Origin of the sequence: Nesterenkonia flava (assembly GCF_031432335.1) — a bacterium.
Classification (GTDB): domain Bacteria; phylum Actinomycetota; class Actinomycetes; order Actinomycetales; family Micrococcaceae; genus Nesterenkonia; species Nesterenkonia flava.
Genome location: NZ_JAVKGT010000043.1, coordinates 1 through 18,832 on the forward strand (window position 1 = coordinate 1; position 18,832 = coordinate 18,832).

An 18,832-nucleotide genomic window follows, 5' to 3' on the forward strand; every position below is an offset into this window, starting at 1 on the left:
TACTCCCCGGAAGAAGGAACTGGATTAACCAGTCCAACTTCCGGGGAGCACTTCACTTCGGCGACTGGTCAGGGGCTCTTATTTTGCGCAGGGGGAATGTTAGTTGCCGTCCCCGTCGCGCTTCTCCAGATCGTCGCGGTTGACCGGGGTGGCCAGAGCAGCGTCGTCCTCAGTGTCCTCGAAGCCCACATCGGTACCTCGCCAGCGGGCGATCGCGCTGAGACCGTGGTGGATCAGCAGCGCTGCCAGCGAGCCGATGGCGATGCCCTTGAGCTCAATGTCACCGAAGATCATGGTGTAGTCAGCGATGGCGATAATCAGAGGCACACCCGCAACAGCCAGGTTGATGGGATGGGAGAAGTCCACCTTGTTCTGGACCCAGATGCGCACACCAAGGATGCCGATCATGCCGTAGAGCACGGTTCCCGCGCCACCGAGAACCCCGTCAGGCACAGTGGCGATGACCTCACCGAACTTCGGCACAAGTGCCAGAAGAATGGCAAAGATACCGGCGACCCAGTAGGCCGCGGTGGAATAGACCTTGGAGGAGGCCATGACGCCGATGTTCTCCGCATAGGTGGTCGTACCCGAGCCGCCGCCTGCACCAGCGAACATGGTGGCCGCACCGTCAGCAATCAGAGCACGCCCGGTGACCGGATCCAGATCCCGCTGAGTCATCAGGGCCACTGACTTCACATGCCCGACGTTCTCGGCCACCAGCACAAGAATCACCGGAATGAACAGTCCCATGACACCGATGTGGAACGTGGGAGTCGTGAACTCGGGCAGACCGACCCAGCTGGCCTCACCCACCGGCTCGAAGTCCACCTCTCCACGCAGCGCGGCGACCACATAGCCCACCACGACGCCGACGAGGATCGACAGACGTCCCAAGAGCCCCCTGAAGAGGACTCCGGAAATGAGCATGGCTACGATCGTGACGGTCGCGGTCACCGGACCCTCCTGGACGTTCCCCCAGGCGGCGGGAGCCAAGTTCAGGCCGATGAGCGCCACGATGGAGCCGGTGACCACGGGCGGCATGAGCTTCTGAATCCACGCCGGGCCGGCAAAGTGAACGATTGCCCCGACGATCATCAGGCCCACACCGGCCATGAAAATGCCACCCAGGGCGCCAGACATGCCGTACTGGGCGGTGGCAGCGCCTACCGGGGCGAGGAACGCGAAGGAGGAGCCCAGATAGCTGGGAACCCGGCCCGCGGTGATGATGAGAAACAGCAGCGTGCCGATTCCGGAGAACAGCAGGGTGGTCGAGGGCGGGAAGCCGGTGATGGCCGGCACCAAAAAGGTGGCGCCGAACATGGCCACCACGTGCTGCATGCCCACGCCGGTGGTCTGGAACCAGTTGAGCCTCTCTTCGGGGGCCACGACTGCTCCAGGCCGGATGGACTTACCGTCTCCATGAATGCTCCAGCCGAAGCCGGGAATGATGCGCTTGGTCACGGTGGACTACTGTATACGCGCAAAGCGCCGGGTAGGAGGCGATGCCTCCTGACCCGGCGCTTTGGGACGTCTACGCCTCAGCGCAGGCAGCTCAGTCCTTCTTCAGACCGTCGGTGAATCCCTTCACGGAGTCCTTGGCGTCGGTGGCGACGTCCTTGATCTTGCCCTGGAGGTTCTGGCCCTTGCCTTCGGCCTCCGTCTGGGCGTCACCCGTCACCTTGCCAATGCCTTCCTTAGTGGCACCTGCGCCCTTGTCCTTCTTGGCGTCGAACTTGTCCTCGAGTCCCATGGTGAACTCCTTTCGGTCGGCGGACATTTCCCTTGCGACGCTACTAGGGGCGCCATGGCGTGGGAACCCCATTTCAGCGGATTCGGTGCAAGCTCTCAGGGTGCATTCAGCGCCAATAGCAGATCACATATCAATAACAGTCCAAAGAATGACAGAACTAAAGAATCGCCGTGGGCGGGCATCCCCTATGGATACTAGGCTTCGGCGCCCTCGCCATTTCCGAGATCAATGGTGGCACCGGTCCTCAAATGTGCCGTTTCCGGGTAATTCTCTGCGTTCTTCAGTTGATTCCCAGGGTGTCATGACTACGGTGGTGAAACGTGAACAGCGCCGAAGAAACTCCTGCCCAGAATCCCCCCACGGAGACCATCACTCTTACCCCGCCCACGGTGGCCCAGGGAGCAGATCTCTGGCGGCTGGCACAGGGCACGGGTGTCCTGGACACCAACACCCCCTACGCCTACCTGTTGTGGGCGCGGGACTTCGCTGAGACCAGCGTGATCGCTCAGGTTGACGGCGAACCGGCCGGATTCATCTCCGGATACCTCACCCCCCGAGACCCCCGCACGCTCTTTATCTGGCAAGTCGCGGTGGACTCCCGGTTCCGCGGTCGGGGCCTGGCGAAGAAAATGCTCTTCGAGCTTGTCCAGCGCACCGGGGCAGAACGCCTGGAGACCACTATCACCGCAGACAACGAGGCCTCGATCGCCCTGTTCACCGCCTTGGCCCGCGAACACGGCACGCAGTTGCGGCGAGAGCCCCTCTTCACCACGGATCTCTTTCCCGCGCGGGAGGAGACGGGCGAGGACCATGCCGCAGAGGACCTCTACACCGTCGAGCCTCTCACCCATGGGGGCAGTGGCGCCGTCTGAACCCGCCCCGCGGGAGGGGCAGACGGTCAGGCACAGACTTTTAGGTATTCACTCGAAGGAAGAAGGACGGAACAAGACATGGCTACCGACATTTTTGACACTCGCGAATCGCAGGTCCGCAGCTACTGCATGAGCTGGCCCGCCGTGTTTGAACGGGCCGAGGGCACCTACCAGTGGACTGAGGACGGCACCAAGTACCTGGACTTCTTCTCAGGCGCCGGTGCGTTGAACTACGGTCACAACCACCCCGAACTGCGGGACCTGGTGATCGAGTACCTGTCCAACAACGGGGTGACCCACTCGATGGACATGAAGACTCCCGCCAAGCGCCGCTTCCTGGAGACCTTCGAGCGAATCATCCTGGAGCCCCGGAACCTGGACTACAAAGTGATGTTCCCCGGCCCCACGGGCACCAACACCGTGGAGGCCGCACTGAAGCTGGCCCGCAAGGTGACGGGCCGACAGCACATCCTGTCCTTCACCAACGCGTTCCACGGCATGACTCTGGGCTCGCTCTCAGTCACCGGTAATTCCATGAAGCGCCGGGGTGCCGGAATCCCGCTGACCAACTCCTCGAAGATCCCCTACGACGACTACTTCGACGGCGATATCCCCGACTTGATCTGGCTGGAGAAGGTGCTGGAGGACTCCGGCTCCGGTGTGGACAAGCCCGCAGCCGTCATCGTGGAGACTGTGCAGGGCGAAGGCGGGCTCAATGCGGCCCGCATGGAGTGGCTCAAGGCCCTGAGCGATCTCCTGCGTCGTCACAAGATTCTGCTCATCGTCGACGACGTCCAGGCTGGCTGTGGACGCACCGGAAAGTTCTTCTCCTTCGAAGAGGCCGGGATCTACCCGGACATTGTGTGCGTGTCCAAGTCGATCTCGGGCTACGGCCTGGCAATGGCCCTGACCCTCTTCAAGCCCGAGCTGGACGTTTGGGAGCCCGGTGAGCACAACGGCACCTTCCGAGGCAACAACCTTGCCTTCGTCACCGCCGCTCGCGCCCTGGAGCTGTTCTGGGCGGATAAGTCCTTTGAGCAGGAGCTGGCCGGCAAGATCGCCGATCTGCGCGAAGGCCTGGAGAAGATCGCCGCCCACGTGAAGGACGCCTCCGTGCGCGGCCGCGGATTCCTCACCGGCATCTGCTTCCCGAACCCCGACACCGCAGGCAAGGTGGCCGCCGAGGCCTACAAGCGCAACATGCTCCTGGAGACCTCCGGCCCCGAGGACGAGGTCATCAAGCTCATGCCTGCCCTGACCATCGAGCCCGAGGACCTGCAGAAGGGTCTGACCATCCTGGAGGAGGCCGTCCTGGCCGCCACCGGTCAGATGGGCGAGCCCAGCCGCCTGCGCCCCCCGCACTGACAGCGCTAGCCCCGGCGGCGCGTGCACCGCGCACGCCTCCCTCAGCGACTGCGGCCCCAGTTACCTGGCCGCAACGTTGGATTGGCACTATGACCACAGGTACGACGACGTCGTCCCTCACCTCAAACGTTAAGGAGCGTGTATGTACACCCTGCACATCGATGACCTCAACGGCACCGACCGCGACATCGACGAGCCCAACTGGCGCTCGCGCCGGATGGTCCTGGCCAAGGAGAAGGTCGGCTTCTCGCTTCACGAGACCACGCTGCGGGCCGGAACCCACAACGAGTTCTGGTACGCCAACCACATCGAGGCCGTTTACTGCGTGGGCGGCAAGGGAACGCTGACCAACCTGGAGACCGGTGAGAAGCACGAGATCACTGACGGTTTCCTCTACCTTCTGGACGGCCATGAGAAGCACCAGGTGGACGTGGAGGAGGAGATGCGCATGGTGTGCGTCTTCAACCCCCCGGTGACCGGTCGTGAGGTCCACGACGAGAACGGCGTCTACCCGCTGATCCGCGAAGAGGACTGATCCTCCCGCTCACGAATAACCCCGTCGGCTCCGGCTGGCGGGGTTATTCTGTGCCCACTTTTTGTCATCCATGAAACAAAAGTGGACGCCGAAGCCTCAATGTGATGTGATTCATGCAGTTCATGTGACTGGCACCACGTTGCACCCGTCACAGGAACACCCGATTTCACAACGGATCGTCGGGCACGTACCTGCCCGTGAAAGGGAACAACCACATCATGGCTTCAGTAACCTATGACTCCGCGAGCCGGATCTATACCCCCGGTGCTCGCCCCGCCATCAACCAGCTTCAGCTCGAAATCGCCGACGGCGAGTTCCTGGTGCTGGTCGGCCCCTCCGGCTGCGGCAAGTCCACCGCCCTGCGCATGCTCGCCGGCCTCGAAGAGGTCAACGAGGGCCGCATCCTCATCGGCGGCGAAGACGTCTCCCACGTCTCTCCCAAGGATCGCGATATCGCGATGGTCTTCCAGAACTACGCCCTCTACCCCCACATGTCGGTGGCCGAGAACATGGCCTTTGCCCTGAAGATCGCCGGCGTCTCCAAGGAGGAGCGGGCCGAGCGAGTCAAGAAGGCTGCGGAGATTCTGGATCTGACGCCGTACCTCGAGCGCAAGCCCAAGGCCCTCTCGGGCGGTCAGCGACAGCGTGTGGCCATGGGCCGCGCCATCGTCCGCTCCCCCAAGGTCTTCCTGATGGACGAGCCACTGTCGAACCTAGACGCGAAGCTGCGCGTGCAGACTCGCACCCAGATCGCGGCCCTCACCCGCGAGCTGAAGACCACAACCGTCTACGTCACCCACGACCAGGTCGAGGCTATGACCATGGGCGATCGCGTGTGCGTGCTCAAGGACGGCGTGCTGCAGCAGGTTGACACTCCCCGCAACCTCTACGACAACCCCGCCAACGTCTTCGTGGCCGGCTTCATCGGCTCCCCCGCCATGAGCCTGTTCCAGGTCAACTTTGCCGGCAATGAGATCGTTCTCGGCAACGACCGCATCACCATCCCCGGCGAGGGCCTTGCCAAGGCCAGCGGCGACAAGGTCACCCTCGGCATCCGCCCCGAGGACATGATCGTCTCCACTGACGGCACCGGCCTGCCGATCGTCGTCGACGTGGTGGAGGAGCTGGGTGCTGACGCCTACATCTACGGCCGCCCAGAGGGCGTCAGCAGCTTCCAGCCGATGATCGTGCGAGTGGACGGCCGCCGGCCTCCCATGCGCGGCGAGACCGTCCACATCAAGCCGGATGTACAGCACGTGCACCTCTTTGACGTGGAGACCGGCCTGCGCCTGAACGGCGAGATCCCGGAGAACACTCCCCACGCCAAGCTGGCCGACGTCGAGGCCCTTCAGGACGAGGACGAGTAGACCCCCATTCCCGCCGTCTGCGACGGTTGGTTCACCGTAGGGCCCGGGCGAGAGTCACGACTCTCGCCCGGGCCCTACGACTTTCGGCGAATATTCACACTTCACTGTCACGAACTGTCCAGCGTGTGTCCAGACCGGACCGATTGTGTAGAGACATGGCATCGAGAGCATTGAGTCTTGTCATCACGATTGTGCTGACCATCGTGTTCATCTGGCTGGCCTGGTGGCTGCTGATGGAGGTGATCAGCGTGATCGGCAGCGTCATTGTGTCGATCATCATCGTGGTGCTGGCGCTGTTTGTACTGCGCGCCATCTTTGCCTCTGCACCATAACGTCCGCGGGCTCGCCGTTAGTGAGCCCGTCGGAGCACGTTGTACCCAACACAGAAGGAGTGAGCGATGAGCGGCGGCGGTATTTACATTGGTGGAGGAATCCTGACCATCATTCTGGTGATTGTCCTCCTGATCGTCCTGCTCTAAGAGCTGCGACCTAGAACTTTCAACAGGGCCCTGGCCCCCTGCTCACGCAGGGTGGTCAGGGCTTTTGTGTAGGGTTCCACGAACGCGGGGTGCTCCACGAGATCGCCGAAGAGCTCACCGTCACGCAGGAACGCCAGCAGGTCGGAATCATGCCGGGAGGCCGCGGCCATCACCCGGTCCCGAAGGCGATCCACCACCGGCCACTGCTCTCCGTTCTCTCCAGTTCCTTCGGCATACCGGGCCCAGGAGGCGACAATCGCCGCTGAGGCACTGACATCGCGACCGGCAGCCAGGTTCTCCCGAATCACCGGAACCAGCCAGGTGGGGATACGGTCGCTGGACTCGGCCGCGAGCCGCGCCAGAGTGTCCCGCACGTGCTCATTGCCGAAACGCTCGATCAGCTGATCCTTGTAGGCCTCCAGGTCGATGCCCGGCACGGGCGGGATGGTCGGGGTTCCCTCGCCGTCCATGTAGAGGCGCCGGGTGAAGTGAACCAAGTCTTCATCGGCCACCGCTTCGTGGGCATAGGTGTGCCCCAGCAGCAGCCCGAAGTAGGCGATGGCCTGATGGCTGCAGTTGAGCAGCCGGAGCTTCATGAGCTCATAAGGCTCCACGTCGCTGACCATCTGGACTCCCACCTCTTCAAAGGCTGGGCGGCCGGCGGGGAACTCATCCTCCACCACCCACTGAAGAAAGTCCTCGCTCACCACGGGCCAGGCGTCGGCGATGCCGTAGTCCTGGGCCACCATGGCACGGTCCTCCTCGGAGGTCACCGGCGTGATGCGGTCCACCATGGAGTTCGGGAAGGCCACGTGCGCCTCAATCCAGCGCGCCAGCTCCGGATCCTTGCGCTCTGCGTAGGCCAGCATCATCCGCTTGGCCAAGTCCCCGTTGCCGCGCACGTTGTCGCAGGAGAGCACGGTGAAGGGTGCCGTGCCCGCCTCGCGTCGTCGCCGCAGCGCCTCGGTGACGTAGCCGAACATGGTGCTGGGAGCAGCACTTCCGTCGCTGAAGTCAGCAGCTAGGTCGGCTGCGACGGCCGGGGTCTCGTACTGGAACTCACCCGTTGAGGGGTTGTAGTTGTAACCGCCCTCAGTCACGGTCAGTGACACGATCCGCACGGCGGGGTCGCTCAGGCGCCGCAGCACCGCGGTGGGATCATCCGGGGCAAACAGATACTCGGCAATCGAGCCGATCACGCGCGCCTCACGAGATCCGTCCGGCGCCTTGGACACCAAGGTGTAGAGACCGTCCTGGTTGACCAGAGCATCACGCATGCGCGCATCTCCGGGCATCAGTCCGACCCCGCAGATGGCCCAGTCCCGACTGTGCCCAGCGTTGAAGAGACGGTCCACATAGAGCGCCTGATGCGCCCTGTGAAACCCTCCCACGCCGAAATGCACGATGCCCACCCGGCGCTCGGCCATCTCGTAGGCGGGGATCTGCAGGTCACGGGAGCCGGAAAGCTTCTCCAGCGCAGCGGAGTTCAGGGTGATCATGGCCACATGCTACCAAGTGCGGCTCATATGAGCACTAGTTTTTGCTCAGGTGAGCAGACACCCGTGTCGCAAGCTCCTCGGAGAGCACGAGCTCGTCAACGAATCCGGCCCGCGCGGCCGCCACGACTGCTTCAGGATGCGCCAGGGCCGGCGCCAACCCGATCACTCGGGTCCGGCGCAGCTGCTCAGGCTTCACCCCGATCACGCGGGACTCCAGCCCGGTGCGGGCAACCTCCCCCTCGGCGGTAAGCAGAATGCCCGAGCACTCCGCGACGACGCCGGCAGCCTGGGCCCGCGCGCGCTCATCCTCGCTGAACCGGCCCCACAACGTGGAGGCACCCTCTCCCCACGCACCGATAGAGACGACCGCGAGATCCAGATCATCGGCAGCCTCGAGGGCTGCGCGCACCTCGTCCATCCCTCGCAGGGATGCCGCCACCTCCTCACTGTCGAGGATGAGCGGGGTGGGCAGCGGCCACACCTGGCCGCCGGCCAAGGAACCCAAGGCGTGGATGAGCCCCGTGGAGGCGGCCGTCGTCGTGCCTGGTGCGCTCAGCGGACCCACCAGCTGGACCACATCCACTGCCGGCAGAGCGCTCAGATGTTCGGGCAGATGCATCAGTGTCCGCGACCAGGCCACTCCGAGGCGGGCCCCCTCGTGCAGCCTCTGCTGCAGCAGCGCCGCGGCATGCCGGGCCAGTGCTGGACGCAGGGATTCCCCCGAGCGCTGGGCGGCCACCGTCACCGTGGAGATGCCCAGGGCCTCAGCGAGCTCGGAATGCGTAGCCCCGGCATCCAGCGGATCGACGATCCGGATTTGCACAATGCCCTCCTCGCGCGCCGCCTCCAGCAGGCGCGCGACCTGGAACCGGGAGAGCCCGTGACGCTGGGCGATCTCAACCTTGGAACGCTCCTGAAGGTAGTGCTCAGAAGCCAGTTCGACCATCAGCGCCATCTCGCGTGCGTCCGCCACATTGACCTCCCCCTCTTGATGAATCGAGCATATATGACTATGGTCACATCTCAGTTGAGCATGATCTGCTTCACAAATGAGCGGACTATCACTGAGAGTGCAGCAGTTACGCTGCGCGGACAGGACGGTACTACGCATGACCGGATTTCAACACCGGCTGAGCCGCCGCAGCCTGCTCACCGCAGGGCTGGGGGCCGGACTCGGTGCGGCGGCCTTCGGCCTGAGCGGATGCTCGGCCTCATCGGCAGGAGGCGGGGCGCGCGAGTCGATCGTGGTGGCTATTGTCTCCAATCCCCAGATGCAGGACGCCATGCGGCTGATCGGGCACTTTCGTGATGCGAACCCGCACATCGACGTGCGGTTCGTCTCCCTGCCTGAGAACGAGGCCCGCGCCAAGATCACCGCATCAGTCGCCTCCGGGGGCGGCGAGTTCGACGTCGTCATGATCTCTAACTACGAGACCCCTATCTGGGCGGCCAACGGGTGGCTCACCGACCTGGAGCCCTACATCGCTGAAACCCCGGGCTACGCGCCGGAGGACATCATCCCCACGATCCGCGAGGCGCTCTCCTACCAGGGGGCACAGCATGCGGTGCCCTTCTACGGCGAGAGCTCCTTTGTGGTCTACCGCGAGGACCTCTTTGAGCAGCACGGACTGGTGATGCCCGACCAGCCCACCTGGGACCAGATCCGGGAATTCGCCTCCGCGCTGCACAGCCCTGAGGAGGGTCGCGCTGGGATCGCGCTGCGCGGCCTGGCCGGCTGGGGCGAGAACCTCGCGCCCATGAACACGGTGATCAACACCTTCGGAGGCCGCTGGTTCACCCCCGACTGGGAGCCGGTGCTGAACTCCCCCGAAGTTGTCGACGCCGTGAGCACCTATGTGGACACCGTGCGCACCTGGGGCCAGCCCGGTGCGGCGACCTCCGGCTACGGCGAGTGCATGACCCACTTCAACCAGGGCAACGCCGCCATGTGGTACGACGCCTCCGCGATGGTCTCCGGCATCGAGGACCCCCGCTCCTCCACCGTGGTGGGCAACACCAACTACGCCCTGGCCCCGGTGATGGAGAGCGACTATGCCGGCTGGCTCTACTCCTGGTCCCTGGCCATCCCCGAGACCTCCCCGCGCAAACAGGCCGCCTGGGACTTCATCACCTGGATGACCCACCCGGACTACTTCCAGCTGGTGGGCCACGAAGTCTCCTGGGAGGCCCTGCCCCCGGGTTCCCGCCTATCCACCTATGAGATCCCCGAGTACGCGGAGATCTCCCAGCACTACGCTGAGCCCACCCTGACCTCCATGGAGAACGCGACCCAGGAGAACTGCATGGTCCATGAAGTGCCCTATCCGGGCCTGCAGTTTGTGGGGATCCCCGAGTTCCAGGACCTGGGAACCCGCGTGGGGCAGCAGCTCTCCGCGGCGATCGCCGGTCAGCAGAGCGTGCAGGAAGCCTTGGACCAGTCCCAGCGCTTCGCGGAGACTGTGGCCCGCACCTACGGATGGGAGGCCTGAGCATGAGCACCACCTCACCCACGACGACGGGTCTCGTCGCCTCCCAGCAGCAGGCTCAGCGCAACGCGCAGCGCCGCTCACAGGCCGGCACGTCCCACGATCCGCGCTCTCCGGAGGAGATCCGCGCTCAAAAGGCTGCCGATCGGGCCGAAGGGTGGCGGCGTCGGCTGCCGTTGATGCCGGCGCTGATCTTTGTCATCGTCTGCACGCAGGTGCCCTTCCTGCTGACCATTTGGTACTCGCTGCGCTCCCGCAACCTGCTGCGCCCGGAGGGCGAGCAGTTTGTAGGCCTGGCGAACTTCGCTGATATCTTCTTCGACTCCACCTTCCGCACCGCGGCGCTGAATTCGGTCATCATCACCTTCGGCTGCGTGTTCGCGGCCCTGGTCCTGGGGTTGCTGCTGGCGCTGCTGCTGGACAGAGAGTTCGTGGGCCGGGGAGTGGTGCGCACCCTGCTGATCACGCCCTTCCTCATCATGCCGGTGGCCGGGGCCATGCTGTGGTCCATCTCCATGTTCAACCCCTCCTACGGACTGGTGAACTGGCTCATCGGCCTCGTGGGAATCGCCCCAGTGGACTGGACCAGTCAGTACCCGGTGCTCTCGATCGTCATCGCGCTGGTCTGGCAGTGGACGCCGTTCATGATGCTTCTGCTGCTGGCGGGGCTGCAGTCCCAGCCGCGTGATGTGCTGGAGGCCGCGCAGATGGACGGGGCCAGCACGTGGCAGACCTTCCGGCACATCACCCTGCCGCACCTGCGCTTCTACATGGAGCTGGCGGTGCTGCTCGGGGCCATCTACGTGGTCAATACGTTCGACCACATCTACCTGATGACCGCCGGGGGTCCCGGGACCGCGAGCGCCAACCTGCCGTTCTACATCTACCAGCGAGCCTTCCTGGGCTTCGACATCGGCCAGTCCGCCGCCATGGGCGTGGTGACGGTGATCGCCACGATCATCATCTCGATGCTGGCGCTGCGCCTGATCTTCAAGGGTCTCAACGCGAAGGAGCAGTCATGAGGAACCCCGCAGTCGCACGGCTGCTCTCTGCCGCCGCCTGGATCATTGCGCTGATCTTCTTCGCCCCCGTGGCCTGGATGGTGCTCACCAGTTTCAAACAGGAGGCCGACGCCGCCAGCTCCCCTCCGAGCTTCTTCTTTGAGCCCACCCTCGAGCAGTACCGCAACATCTTCAGCTCCGAGGCCGGGTCCTACTTCCTGAACTCAGCGATCGCGACGGTGACCTCAACCCTGCTGGTGCTGCTGCTGGCCGTCCCGGCGGCCTATGCTCTGAGCATCCGTCCCATCAAACGCACACAGGACGCCCTGTTCTTCTTCATCTCCACCAAGATGCTGCCGATCGTGGCAGTGATCATGCCGATCTATGTGATCGCCGGCCAGATCAGGATGCTGGACAACATCCTCACCCTGATCATCCTTTACACGGCCATGAATCTGCCGATCGCGATCTGGATGATGCGCTCCTTCTTCCTCGAGGTTCCCGGCGAGGTGCTCGAAGCCGCCGCGGTCGATGGAGCCTCCCTCACCCGGACCATGCGTCAGGTGCTCATCCCCATGGTGGCGCCGGGCATCGCGGCCACGGCGCTGATCTGCGTGATCTTCGCCTGGAACGAGTTCTTCTTTGCCCTGAACCTCACCGCCGCTAACGCGGCTACGGTGCCCATCTACCTGATGAGCACCATGACGTCGGAGGGCCTGTTCCTCGCCCAGCTCTCGGCCGCTTCCGTGCTGGCCTCACTCCCGGTGGTGCTGTGCGGATGGTTCGCGCAGAAGCAGCTGGTCCGGGGCCTCTCCATGGGCGCGGTGAAGTAGCCCGCTGGCGAGGGTGCTTCCGGACCGGCGCGTCATGCCGGTGCGGGAGTGATCCGACGCCGGTGCTGAATGAGGTGTTCAGGGACCGGCAGGTGAGAGAGCAGCACCACGGTGCGGCTGTCCCCTGCCGCACTCAGCAGCTGCAGAAGGAGCGACTCCGCGGCGGCCGGATCCACGTGCGCGGTGGGTTCGTCCAGGATAAGCACCTGTGCCCCCGAGAGCAGCCCCCGGGCCACCGCGATCCGCTGAGCCTGGCCTCCCGAGACCAGTTCGCCGAACATGCCGACCCGGGTCTCCAGCCCGGCACGGCTGCACGCCCAGTCCCACAGACCGACTGCACGCAGCGACTCGATGATCTCCTCGTCCGAGGCTCCCTCGGGACCGTGAGGGTGGGCGAAGGCGAGATTGGCCCGCAGCGTCCCGTCGAAGAGATGCGCGTCCTGCTCGATGAGGCAGACCATGCGCCGCAGCTCCTGCTCCGACAGTCCTGCAGCGTCCTTGCCGTGGATCCGGTAGGTCCCGGAGTGGGAAAGAAAGCCCACCAGGCCGTAGGCCACCGCTGTCTTGCCTGCCCCGCTGGGCCCGGTGAGCAGCAGGTTCTCGCCCTGTTCCAGCCGGAAGGAGACCGGCCTGCTGACCGGGGTACAGGAGCCATGCCAGGAAACGGTGAAGTCGTTCACCTCGAGAACAGCACCGGGGGCGCGCACCGGCCGCGCGGAGGCCGGGGATGCGGAGTCGGCACCCTGCAGCTCATCCCCCGCAGGCCCCGTCGGGACCGGGGCAATCTCCACAATGCGTGCCGCGCTGGCCAGAACCCGGCGTCGCGCCGTCCACGCCAGCGGAATCGCGGCGAAGAGCTCGAAGACTGTCAGCGGCACCAGCGCCAGCATGGCCAGCACCGGACCGTCGATTGATCCCGGAGGCAGTGCGAATCCCGGGCCCAGCGGCGTACTGGCGCTCAGCTGCGGCAGCGCGAGAGTCACCACTAGCACGACGGCGGCACCGGAGCCTGCTGCCAATGCTGCGGCCACCAGTCCGGTGCCTGCGCTGGCCCGCAGTGCCTCTCGGCGCAGTTGGGCATCAGCGCTGCGCACCTTCTCCAGCTGGGAGCCCGCGGCGTCGAAGGCCACCAGGACATCGAGATCGGCAACAAGGTCCGCCACCGCGTCAGCGAGCCGACCCCGCAGCCCCGCCGTGCGACGCTCGGCCTTCTCGGTCAGCGAGGCGGAGATCGCGGTGCCGCAGAGAAGAACCACGGCGAGCAGCGCAGCGAGCACTACTGCCGCCGCCGGGGAGAAATAGGCCGTGGCGGCCAGGGTGAGGAGCACGACCACACCCGAACTGACCAACGGTTGGATCACTCGCACGGGCCAGTCCACCAGCGCGTCGACGTCCTCCACCACACGGGTGAGCAGATCGCCGCGCCGGTGTCTCCCCAGCCGGGCCGGAGCCAGCGGCTCCAGCCTGGCGAACAGGCTGCCGCGCAGTTCACCGAGGGCCCGGAAGGCCGCATCGTGAGAGCTCAGCCGCTCCAGGTAGCGGAACACGGCGCGGGAGAGCGCAAAGGCACGCACTCCGACCACGAGCAGTCCCAGATAGAGAATCGGCGGCTGTTCGGCAGCACGGGTGATGAGGTAGGCGGAGAGCCCGATGAGCAGCACAGCGCTCAACCCGGACAGGGCGCCGAAGGCGATTCCCGGGGCCATGCTGCGCCAGGACGGCCGGGCTGCCGCGAGCTGGCGGCGTACCTGAGAGCGGAACGCCTCTGAGATCTCAGCGGCCCCGAGGTCCTCAGCGACCACCGGGGCCGGCACTGCGGCGCGGAGTCTAGAGCGCTGCATGATCGTTGCTCTCCTTCAGCTCAATGCGGTGTGCGGCGGCCTCCGCGAGGCGGCGGCGGTGGGTGATGACCACCACCACGCGTCCGGACTGAGCCTCTTCCTGCAGCACCTGGAGCAGCCGATCTTCAGCCTCGGGGTCGAGAGCGGCGCTGGGCTCGTCGAGCAGCAGCACCGGGCAGCCGCGCCGTCGGGCGCGGTAAAGGGCGCGGGCCACCGCCACCCGATGAGCCTGTCCGCCGGAGAGCCCCTCGCCGCGCACACCCAGCTCCCTGTCCAGCTCCAGCTCCTGAAGGCCCAGATCCTGCAGAACCTGCTGCGCGGTCTGCGGATCCGCAGCCGGGTCGCCCAGGGCGATGTTCTCTAACACCGTGCCGGAACGCAGCCCGCTGCGCTGGCCGCTCCAGGCGATGTCCTCACGCAGCAGCGGGCGACTCCGCCCATCGGCGAGCTCGAGCTCCACGCTCCCGGTACAGGGCAGGAGTCCCAGCAGCGTGGCGAAGAACGTGGACTTGCCCCCGCCGCTGGGTCCGGTGATCGCGGTGAGGGCGCCGGCCGGAAGCCGGCACGTCAGGGCGGACAGCACCGGAGTGCCTCCCCGGCGGGCCCCCAGGTCCTGCAGGGACAGCGCCTGCACCTCCCGGGCGGCCCCTCCACGGGGTGGGGGCGAGACGATCTCGGGCCGGGGGGAGACGTCGTCGTGCGCACCCGGATCCTGATCGGCGACGTCGAGGATCTCGAAGATGTCCTCCGCAGCGGCCACTCCGTCTGCGGCTGCGTGATAATTGACGCCCACCTGGCGCAGCGGTGCATAGGCTTCGGGCACGATGAGAAGGGCGAAGAGCCCCACGAACAGTCCCAGGCTCCCATCGATGAGCCGCACGCCGATGGATACCGCCACCAGTGCCACCGAGAGGCTCGCCGCCAGCTCCAGAACGAATCCCGAGAGGAAGCTGATGCGCAGGACCTTCATGGTGCTGCGCCGGTGAGCCTCACTGATGCGCACCAGGTTCTGGCGCTGGTGGTGCTGACGGTTGAAGACCTTCAGCGTGGACAGGCCCTCCACGAGGTCCAGGTAGGCCCGTGCCAGATGAGAGAGCCTCTCGCGCTGACGCTGCTGAGCGGCCTGGGTGCTCCAGCCGATGAGGACCATGAAGACCGGGATGAGCGGCATGGTGAGGGCCACGATCACCGCGGTGGTCATGTCGTAGACGGCCAGGACCGCCAGATGCACCGGTACCGCCAGCGCGGTGAGTACAAGCTGCGGCAGATAGCGTGAGAAGTAGTTGTCCAGGGCGTCGAGTCCGCTGCCCAGCACGGTGACCGCCTGGGCCTGGTTGAGCTGGTGGCTGGCGGCCTCCGCCCGGCCCCCGGCCACTGCGCTCGTCAGCGCCTGGGCCGTGCGGCCGCGCAGCTGACTCTTCACCTTTACCGCCGCCCGCGCGGCACAGACCTCCACCGCCCAGCTCAGCGCAGCTCGCAGCGCGACGACGACGCCAAGGCCTCCCAGCATGCCTGCTGTGGAGAGCCCCCCGGGGACCGGGAAGTCGGTGATGGGCGCACCGAAGACGTCTCCGATCGCCGTGGTCAGCAGAGCAGCCAGCAGCCAGGCGAAGGCCAGCACGAGCAGCACCTGGGCGAGACCCAGGGCCACGGCCAGCAGCAGGAATCCGCGGGCCGCACCGGCGTAGCGCAGCAGTCGCAGGTCAAGGGGCTTCATGGACCAGGTTTCAGTGCGCCGCGGAGACGGGGATGTAGTCCCGGGTCACGCGTTTCCGGAACACCCAGTAGGTCCACGCCTGGTAGCCCAGCACCAGGGGCGTGATGATCACCGCCACCCAGAGCATCACCGAAAGCGTGTAATCGGTGGAGCTTGCGTTAGCAATGGTCAGGGTGCCCACGCCGGTGGTGGAGGGGAGCACGTTGGGGTAAAGCGAGAGGAACAGCGTGGCCACTGCCGCACCGATGGTCACCGCCATCGCGGTGAAGGCCCTGCCTTCGCGGCCGGCCCACGTGAACCATGCTGCTGCCAGCAGCGCCACCGCCGCCAGCGCGGCTGCAGCCATGACCCACACCAGATGCACCCCGGCCTCGCGGTCACTTTCGGCCGCTCCCAGCGCAGCCGATCCGAATCCCGTATGCGCCCAGACGGTCCAGGCCAGGAACCAGGCGGCGACCGCGGTGGTGGGCACTGCCGCCCGCAGTGCGGTGCGGCGAGCGCGGCCCCGGATCTCGCCGTCGGTCTTCAGGGCGATGAACACCAGGCCGTGGACCAGGCACAGGAGGGTCAGAGTGAGTCCTCCCAGCAGGGCGTAGGGGTTGAGCAGGTCGAACAGGGTGCCGATGACGTTGTGGTCCTCATCCATGGGCACACCGCGGACGACGTTGGCGAAGGCCACGCCCCACAGGAACGCCGGCAGCAGCGATCCCCAGAAGATCATCCGGTCAAAGTTCCGGGCCCAGTGAGGGTGCTTGCGCTGATGCCGGTATTCGAAGCTCACTCCACGGGCAATCAGTGCCAGGAGGATCAGCAGCAGGGGGAGGTAGAAGCCGGAGAACAGCGAGGCGTACCACTCGGGGAAGGCCGCGAAGAGGACGGCTCCGGCCACAATGACCCAGGTTTCATTGAGGTCCCACACCGGGCCGATGGTATTGATCATCACCCGCCGGTCCGTGTCGTCCCGGCCCAGCAGCGGAAGGGCCATCCCCACTCCGAAGTCGAAGCCGTCAAGCACGAAGTAGCCGACGAAGTAGAACGCCACCAGCAGGAACCAGATATGTGCGATATCCATCAGGTGCAGCCTTCCTAGTAGACGATGGCGAGGTCGTCGTCGTTCTGTCCGGCCTCGTCGGCCTCACCCAGCTCGGGCGGGCCTTCTTTCGCCGTTTTGACAATGAGCCTGAATTCGACCACCGCCAGCACTCCGTAGATGAGCGTGAAGGCGGCAAGCGACACCGCCACCTGCCATCCGGCCACATTGGGGGAGACGGCGGCCTCAGTCTTCATCAGCCCGAAGACGATCCACGGCTGGCGTCCCATCTCGGTGAAGACCCATCCGATGAGGGAGGCCAGCAGCGGCAGCGGGGCGCTCCAGATGAGGAGCCGCCAGAACAGGTCCTGACGGTGGGAGGGCAGGGGGCGGGCCCTGCGGCGAGTCAGCCACAGCGCCGCCACGGAAATGATGGCCGAGAGCGCTCCCAGACCGATCATCCAACGGAAGGACCAGTAGGTGATCCAGATGATGGGGGTGTAGTCACCCGCGCCGAACTGCGCCACGTACTGCGCCTGAAGGTCGTTGATGCCTTCTACCTCGCCGTCGAGGGTGTGGGTCGACAGCAGCGAGAGCAGGTAGGGAATGCGCACCGAGAAGAGCTCACTGGCGCCGTCGGGCGTGCCCAGGGTGAACAGCGAGAAGCTGGCAGAGTTGGTGGTCTCATAGAGCCCCTCCGCGGCGGCCATCTTCATGGGCTGAGCGTCCACCATGGCCAGGGACAGTTGGTCACCCGAGACGCCGACTCCGATGAAGGCCAGAATATTGGCCCACAGGCCGGTCTTCAGCGCTGGTCGCATGGTCTCTTCGTGCTGGCCCCTGCGCAGGTGCCAGGCGGCGACGGCGACCATGACCGTGGCGGCAAACATGATGGCCGCGAAGATTGTGTGCGGGAAGGCGGCGAGCACCACTGGGTTGGAGAGCACGTCCCACAGGCTGGTGAGCTCGGCGCGTCCTCGCTCGAGGTTCATCTGATAGCCCACGGGGTTCTGCATGAAGGCGTTGGCGGCCAGGATGAAGTAGGCCGAGAGCATGCTTGCCAGGGTGACCATCCAGATGCAGGCCAGGTGCGCCAGCCTGGGGAGCTTGTTCCAGCCGAAGATCCACAGGCCGATGAAGGTGGCCTCCAGGAAGAAGGCCGCCAGGCCCTCGATCGCCAGGGGTGCGCCGAAGACGTCTCCGACGAACCGAGAGTACTCCGACCAGTTCATGCCGAACTGGAATTCCTGCACGATGCCGGTGACGACTCCCATGGCGAAGTTGATGAGGAAGATCTTGCCGAAGAGCCGGGTGAGTTTGAGGTACTTGGCGCTGCCGGTGCGGTACCAGGCAGTCTGCATGATCGCGGCCATCAGCGCCATGCCGATGGTCAGCGGGACAAAGATGAAGTGGTACAGGGTGGTGAGGCCGAACTGCCACCTCGCCATTGAGAGCGGATCGAAGAGTTCCTCCATGACTTATTTCTACACGCTGTAGAAGAACTTTTCTACACGTTGTAGAAAAAGTGTCCAAGATCTCCTCAATCCGCTCTATGACGGGGATCAGGCGGCGTGACTCATACCCGCCGCAGGGGCCGTTCGACCCAGTGTTCGGGCCGGCACCCAGGCGGCCAGCAGCGCCGCCAGGACCGTGACACCCCAGATGGCCAGCATCCGCAGCCACGGGATCTCCAGGCTCACCTCCCACTCCTCCAGACCGACCAGCACGCTGACACCGGCCCAGCCGAAGAGAGTCCCCAGCGCGGTGCCCAGGATCAGCGCGACGACGGCCAGCAGCACGGCCTCGATGCTGATGGTCGAGGCCAGGGCCCCGCGGGTCATGCCCATCGCCCGCAGCAGGGCCCCCTCCCGGCGACGTTCGAAGACCGAGAGCGAGAGGGTGTTGCTCACACCGATGACGGCCACAAAGAGGCTCGCGCCCAGCAGACCCAGCACCGCCAGAAGCACCATGTCGATCAGCTGAGTGCTGGAGGCGCGCATATTGAAGCGCCCTAGGTTCTCTGCCGCTTTCATATGAGGTGGGGCTCCGCTTTCAAG

At 65.3% G+C, this 18,832-nt stretch carries 17 protein-coding genes; 8 read left to right on the forward strand and 9 right to left on the reverse strand.

Features of this window, described 5'->3' with window-relative positions; genetic code table 11:
• Nucleotides 1-99: 99 nt before the first annotated feature.
• On the reverse strand, nt 100-1,461 hold the full coding sequence (locus tag RH857_RS12385; protein WP_310538284.1) for a uracil-xanthine permease family protein: 1,362 nt from the start codon (nt 1,459-1,461) through the stop codon (nt 100-102).
• A gap of 91 nt (nt 1,462-1,552) precedes the next feature.
• Nucleotides 1,553-1,777, reverse strand: a complete 225-nt coding sequence (locus RH857_RS12390; protein WP_310538285.1) for a CsbD family protein — start codon at nt 1,775-1,777, stop codon at nt 1,553-1,555.
• Nucleotides 1,778-2,070: 293 nt separating this feature from the next.
• Between RH857_RS12390 and ectA the strand changes: the two genes are divergently transcribed.
• The 5 genes from ectA to RH857_RS12415 all read left to right on the forward strand — a co-directional run bounded on the left by ectA (nt 2,071) and on the right by RH857_RS12415 (nt 6,221).
• Nucleotides 2,071-2,622 (forward strand): diaminobutyrate acetyltransferase, encoded by a 552-nt coding sequence (gene ectA / locus RH857_RS12395; protein ID WP_310538286.1) that lies wholly within the window; start codon nt 2,071-2,073, stop codon nt 2,620-2,622.
• Nucleotides 2,623-2,700: 78 nt separating this feature from the next.
• A complete protein-coding gene (gene ectB / locus RH857_RS12400) occupies nt 2,701-3,987 on the forward strand; it encodes a diaminobutyrate--2-oxoglutarate transaminase (protein WP_310538287.1) in 1,287 nt (428 codons plus the stop codon).
• A gap of 142 nt (nt 3,988-4,129) precedes the next feature.
• The gene (locus RH857_RS12405; protein WP_310538288.1) at nt 4,130-4,522 is read left to right on the forward strand and encodes an ectoine synthase; all 393 of its coding nucleotides are present in this window, start codon (nt 4,130-4,132) and stop codon (nt 4,520-4,522) included.
• 218 nt (nt 4,523-4,740) lie between these two features.
• Nucleotides 4,741-5,889, forward strand: coding sequence for an ABC transporter ATP-binding protein (locus RH857_RS12410; RefSeq protein ID WP_310538289.1), 1,149 nt, complete (start codon nt 4,741-4,743; stop codon nt 5,887-5,889).
• 155 nt (nt 5,890-6,044) lie between these two features.
• Entirely contained in the window at nt 6,045-6,221 is a 177-nt protein-coding gene (locus RH857_RS12415) for a hypothetical protein (RefSeq protein WP_310538290.1), read from the forward strand.
• 143 nt (nt 6,222-6,364) lie between these two features.
• Here RH857_RS12415 and RH857_RS12420 read toward each other — a convergent pair whose 3' ends face one another.
• Nucleotides 6,365-7,867 (reverse strand): mannitol dehydrogenase family protein, encoded by a 1,503-nt coding sequence (locus tag RH857_RS12420; RefSeq protein ID WP_310538291.1) that lies wholly within the window; start codon nt 7,865-7,867, stop codon nt 6,365-6,367.
• A 34-nt stretch (nt 7,868-7,901) separates the two neighbouring features.
• Nucleotides 7,902-8,840 carry a sugar-binding transcriptional regulator gene (locus RH857_RS12425; RefSeq protein ID WP_310538292.1) on the reverse strand — a complete coding sequence of 313 codons (939 nt, stop codon included), beginning with the start codon at nt 8,838-8,840 and terminating at the stop codon, nt 7,902-7,904.
• Between the two features lie 136 nt (nt 8,841-8,976).
• Between RH857_RS12425 and RH857_RS12430 the strand changes: the two genes are divergently transcribed.
• Genes RH857_RS12430 through RH857_RS12440 form a run of 3 tightly spaced genes read left to right on the forward strand, consistent with a single transcriptional unit; the run spans nt 8,977 to nt 12,187 of the window.
• Nucleotides 8,977-10,356, forward strand: coding sequence for an ABC transporter substrate-binding protein (locus RH857_RS12430; RefSeq protein WP_310538293.1), 1,380 nt, complete (start codon nt 8,977-8,979; stop codon nt 10,354-10,356).
• A 2-nt stretch (nt 10,357-10,358) separates the two neighbouring features.
• Nucleotides 10,359-11,375 (forward strand): carbohydrate ABC transporter permease, encoded by a 1,017-nt coding sequence (locus RH857_RS12435; RefSeq protein ID WP_310538294.1) that lies wholly within the window; start codon nt 10,359-10,361, stop codon nt 11,373-11,375.
• Entirely contained in the window at nt 11,372-12,187 is an 816-nt protein-coding gene (locus RH857_RS12440; RefSeq protein WP_310538295.1) for a carbohydrate ABC transporter permease, read from the forward strand. Before RH857_RS12435 ends, RH857_RS12440 begins: the two co-directional genes overlap by 4 nt.
• A 32-nt stretch (nt 12,188-12,219) precedes the next feature.
• Here RH857_RS12440 and cydC read toward each other — a convergent pair whose 3' ends face one another.
• The 5 genes from cydC to RH857_RS12465 all read right to left on the reverse strand — a co-directional run.
• On the reverse strand, nt 12,220-14,028 hold the full coding sequence (gene cydC / locus RH857_RS12445) for a thiol reductant ABC exporter subunit CydC (protein ID WP_310538296.1): 1,809 nt from the start codon (nt 14,026-14,028) through the stop codon (nt 12,220-12,222).
• Entirely contained in the window at nt 14,015-15,745 is a 1,731-nt protein-coding gene (cydD, locus tag RH857_RS12450) for a thiol reductant ABC exporter subunit CydD (protein ID WP_310538297.1), read from the reverse strand. The genes cydC and cydD overlap by 14 nt, the downstream gene beginning before the upstream one ends.
• A gap of 10 nt (nt 15,746-15,755) precedes the next feature.
• Complete coding sequence (gene cydB / locus RH857_RS12455; RefSeq protein ID WP_310538298.1) at nt 15,756-16,817, reverse strand: cytochrome d ubiquinol oxidase subunit II; 1,062 nt, start codon at nt 16,815-16,817, stop codon at nt 15,756-15,758.
• Nucleotides 16,818-16,831: 14 nt separating this feature from the next.
• Nucleotides 16,832-18,250: a cytochrome ubiquinol oxidase subunit I gene (locus tag RH857_RS12460; RefSeq protein ID WP_310538299.1), complete on the reverse strand. Its 1,419-nt coding sequence runs from the start codon at nt 18,248-18,250 to the stop codon at nt 16,832-16,834.
• Between the two features lie 87 nt (nt 18,251-18,337).
• Nucleotides 18,338-18,832: ABC transporter permease (locus RH857_RS12465; RefSeq protein ID WP_310538300.1), on the reverse strand; the 495-nt coding region annotated here is incomplete at its 5' end.

Excerpts from the sequence above, each read along its gene's own strand:
- RH857_RS12420 (WP_310538291.1), bottom strand. The coding sequence starts at position 7,867 with ATGATCACCCTGAACTCCGCTGCGCTGGAGAAGCTTTCCGGCTCCCGT.
- RH857_RS12435 (WP_310538294.1), top strand. The coding sequence starts at position 10,359 with ATGAGCACCACCTCACCCACGACGACGGGTCTCGTCGCCTCCCAGCAG.
- cydD (WP_310538297.1), bottom strand. The coding sequence starts at position 15,745 with ATGAAGCCCCTTGACCTGCGACTGCTGCGCTACGCCGGTGCGGCCCGC.
- cydB (WP_310538298.1), bottom strand. The coding sequence starts at position 16,817 with ATGGATATCGCACATATCTGGTTCCTGCTGGTGGCGTTCTACTTCGTC.
- RH857_RS12430 (WP_310538293.1), top strand. The coding sequence starts at position 8,977 with ATGACCGGATTTCAACACCGGCTGAGCCGCCGCAGCCTGCTCACCGCA.
- RH857_RS12410 (WP_310538289.1), top strand. The coding sequence starts at position 4,741 with ATGGCTTCAGTAACCTATGACTCCGCGAGCCGGATCTATACCCCCGGT.
- ectB (WP_310538287.1), top strand. The coding sequence starts at position 2,701 with ATGGCTACCGACATTTTTGACACTCGCGAATCGCAGGTCCGCAGCTAC.
- RH857_RS12440 (WP_310538295.1), top strand. The coding sequence starts at position 11,372 with ATGAGGAACCCCGCAGTCGCACGGCTGCTCTCTGCCGCCGCCTGGATC.
- cydC (WP_310538296.1), bottom strand. The coding sequence starts at position 14,028 with ATGCAGCGCTCTAGACTCCGCGCCGCAGTGCCGGCCCCGGTGGTCGCT.
- RH857_RS12405 (WP_310538288.1), top strand. The coding sequence starts at position 4,130 with ATGTACACCCTGCACATCGATGACCTCAACGGCACCGACCGCGACATC.
- RH857_RS12460 (WP_310538299.1), bottom strand. The coding sequence starts at position 18,250 with ATGGAGGAACTCTTCGATCCGCTCTCAATGGCGAGGTGGCAGTTCGGC.
- RH857_RS12415 (WP_310538290.1), top strand. The coding sequence starts at position 6,045 with ATGGCATCGAGAGCATTGAGTCTTGTCATCACGATTGTGCTGACCATC.
- RH857_RS12390 (WP_310538285.1), bottom strand. The coding sequence starts at position 1,777 with ATGTCCGCCGACCGAAAGGAGTTCACCATGGGACTCGAGGACAAGTTC.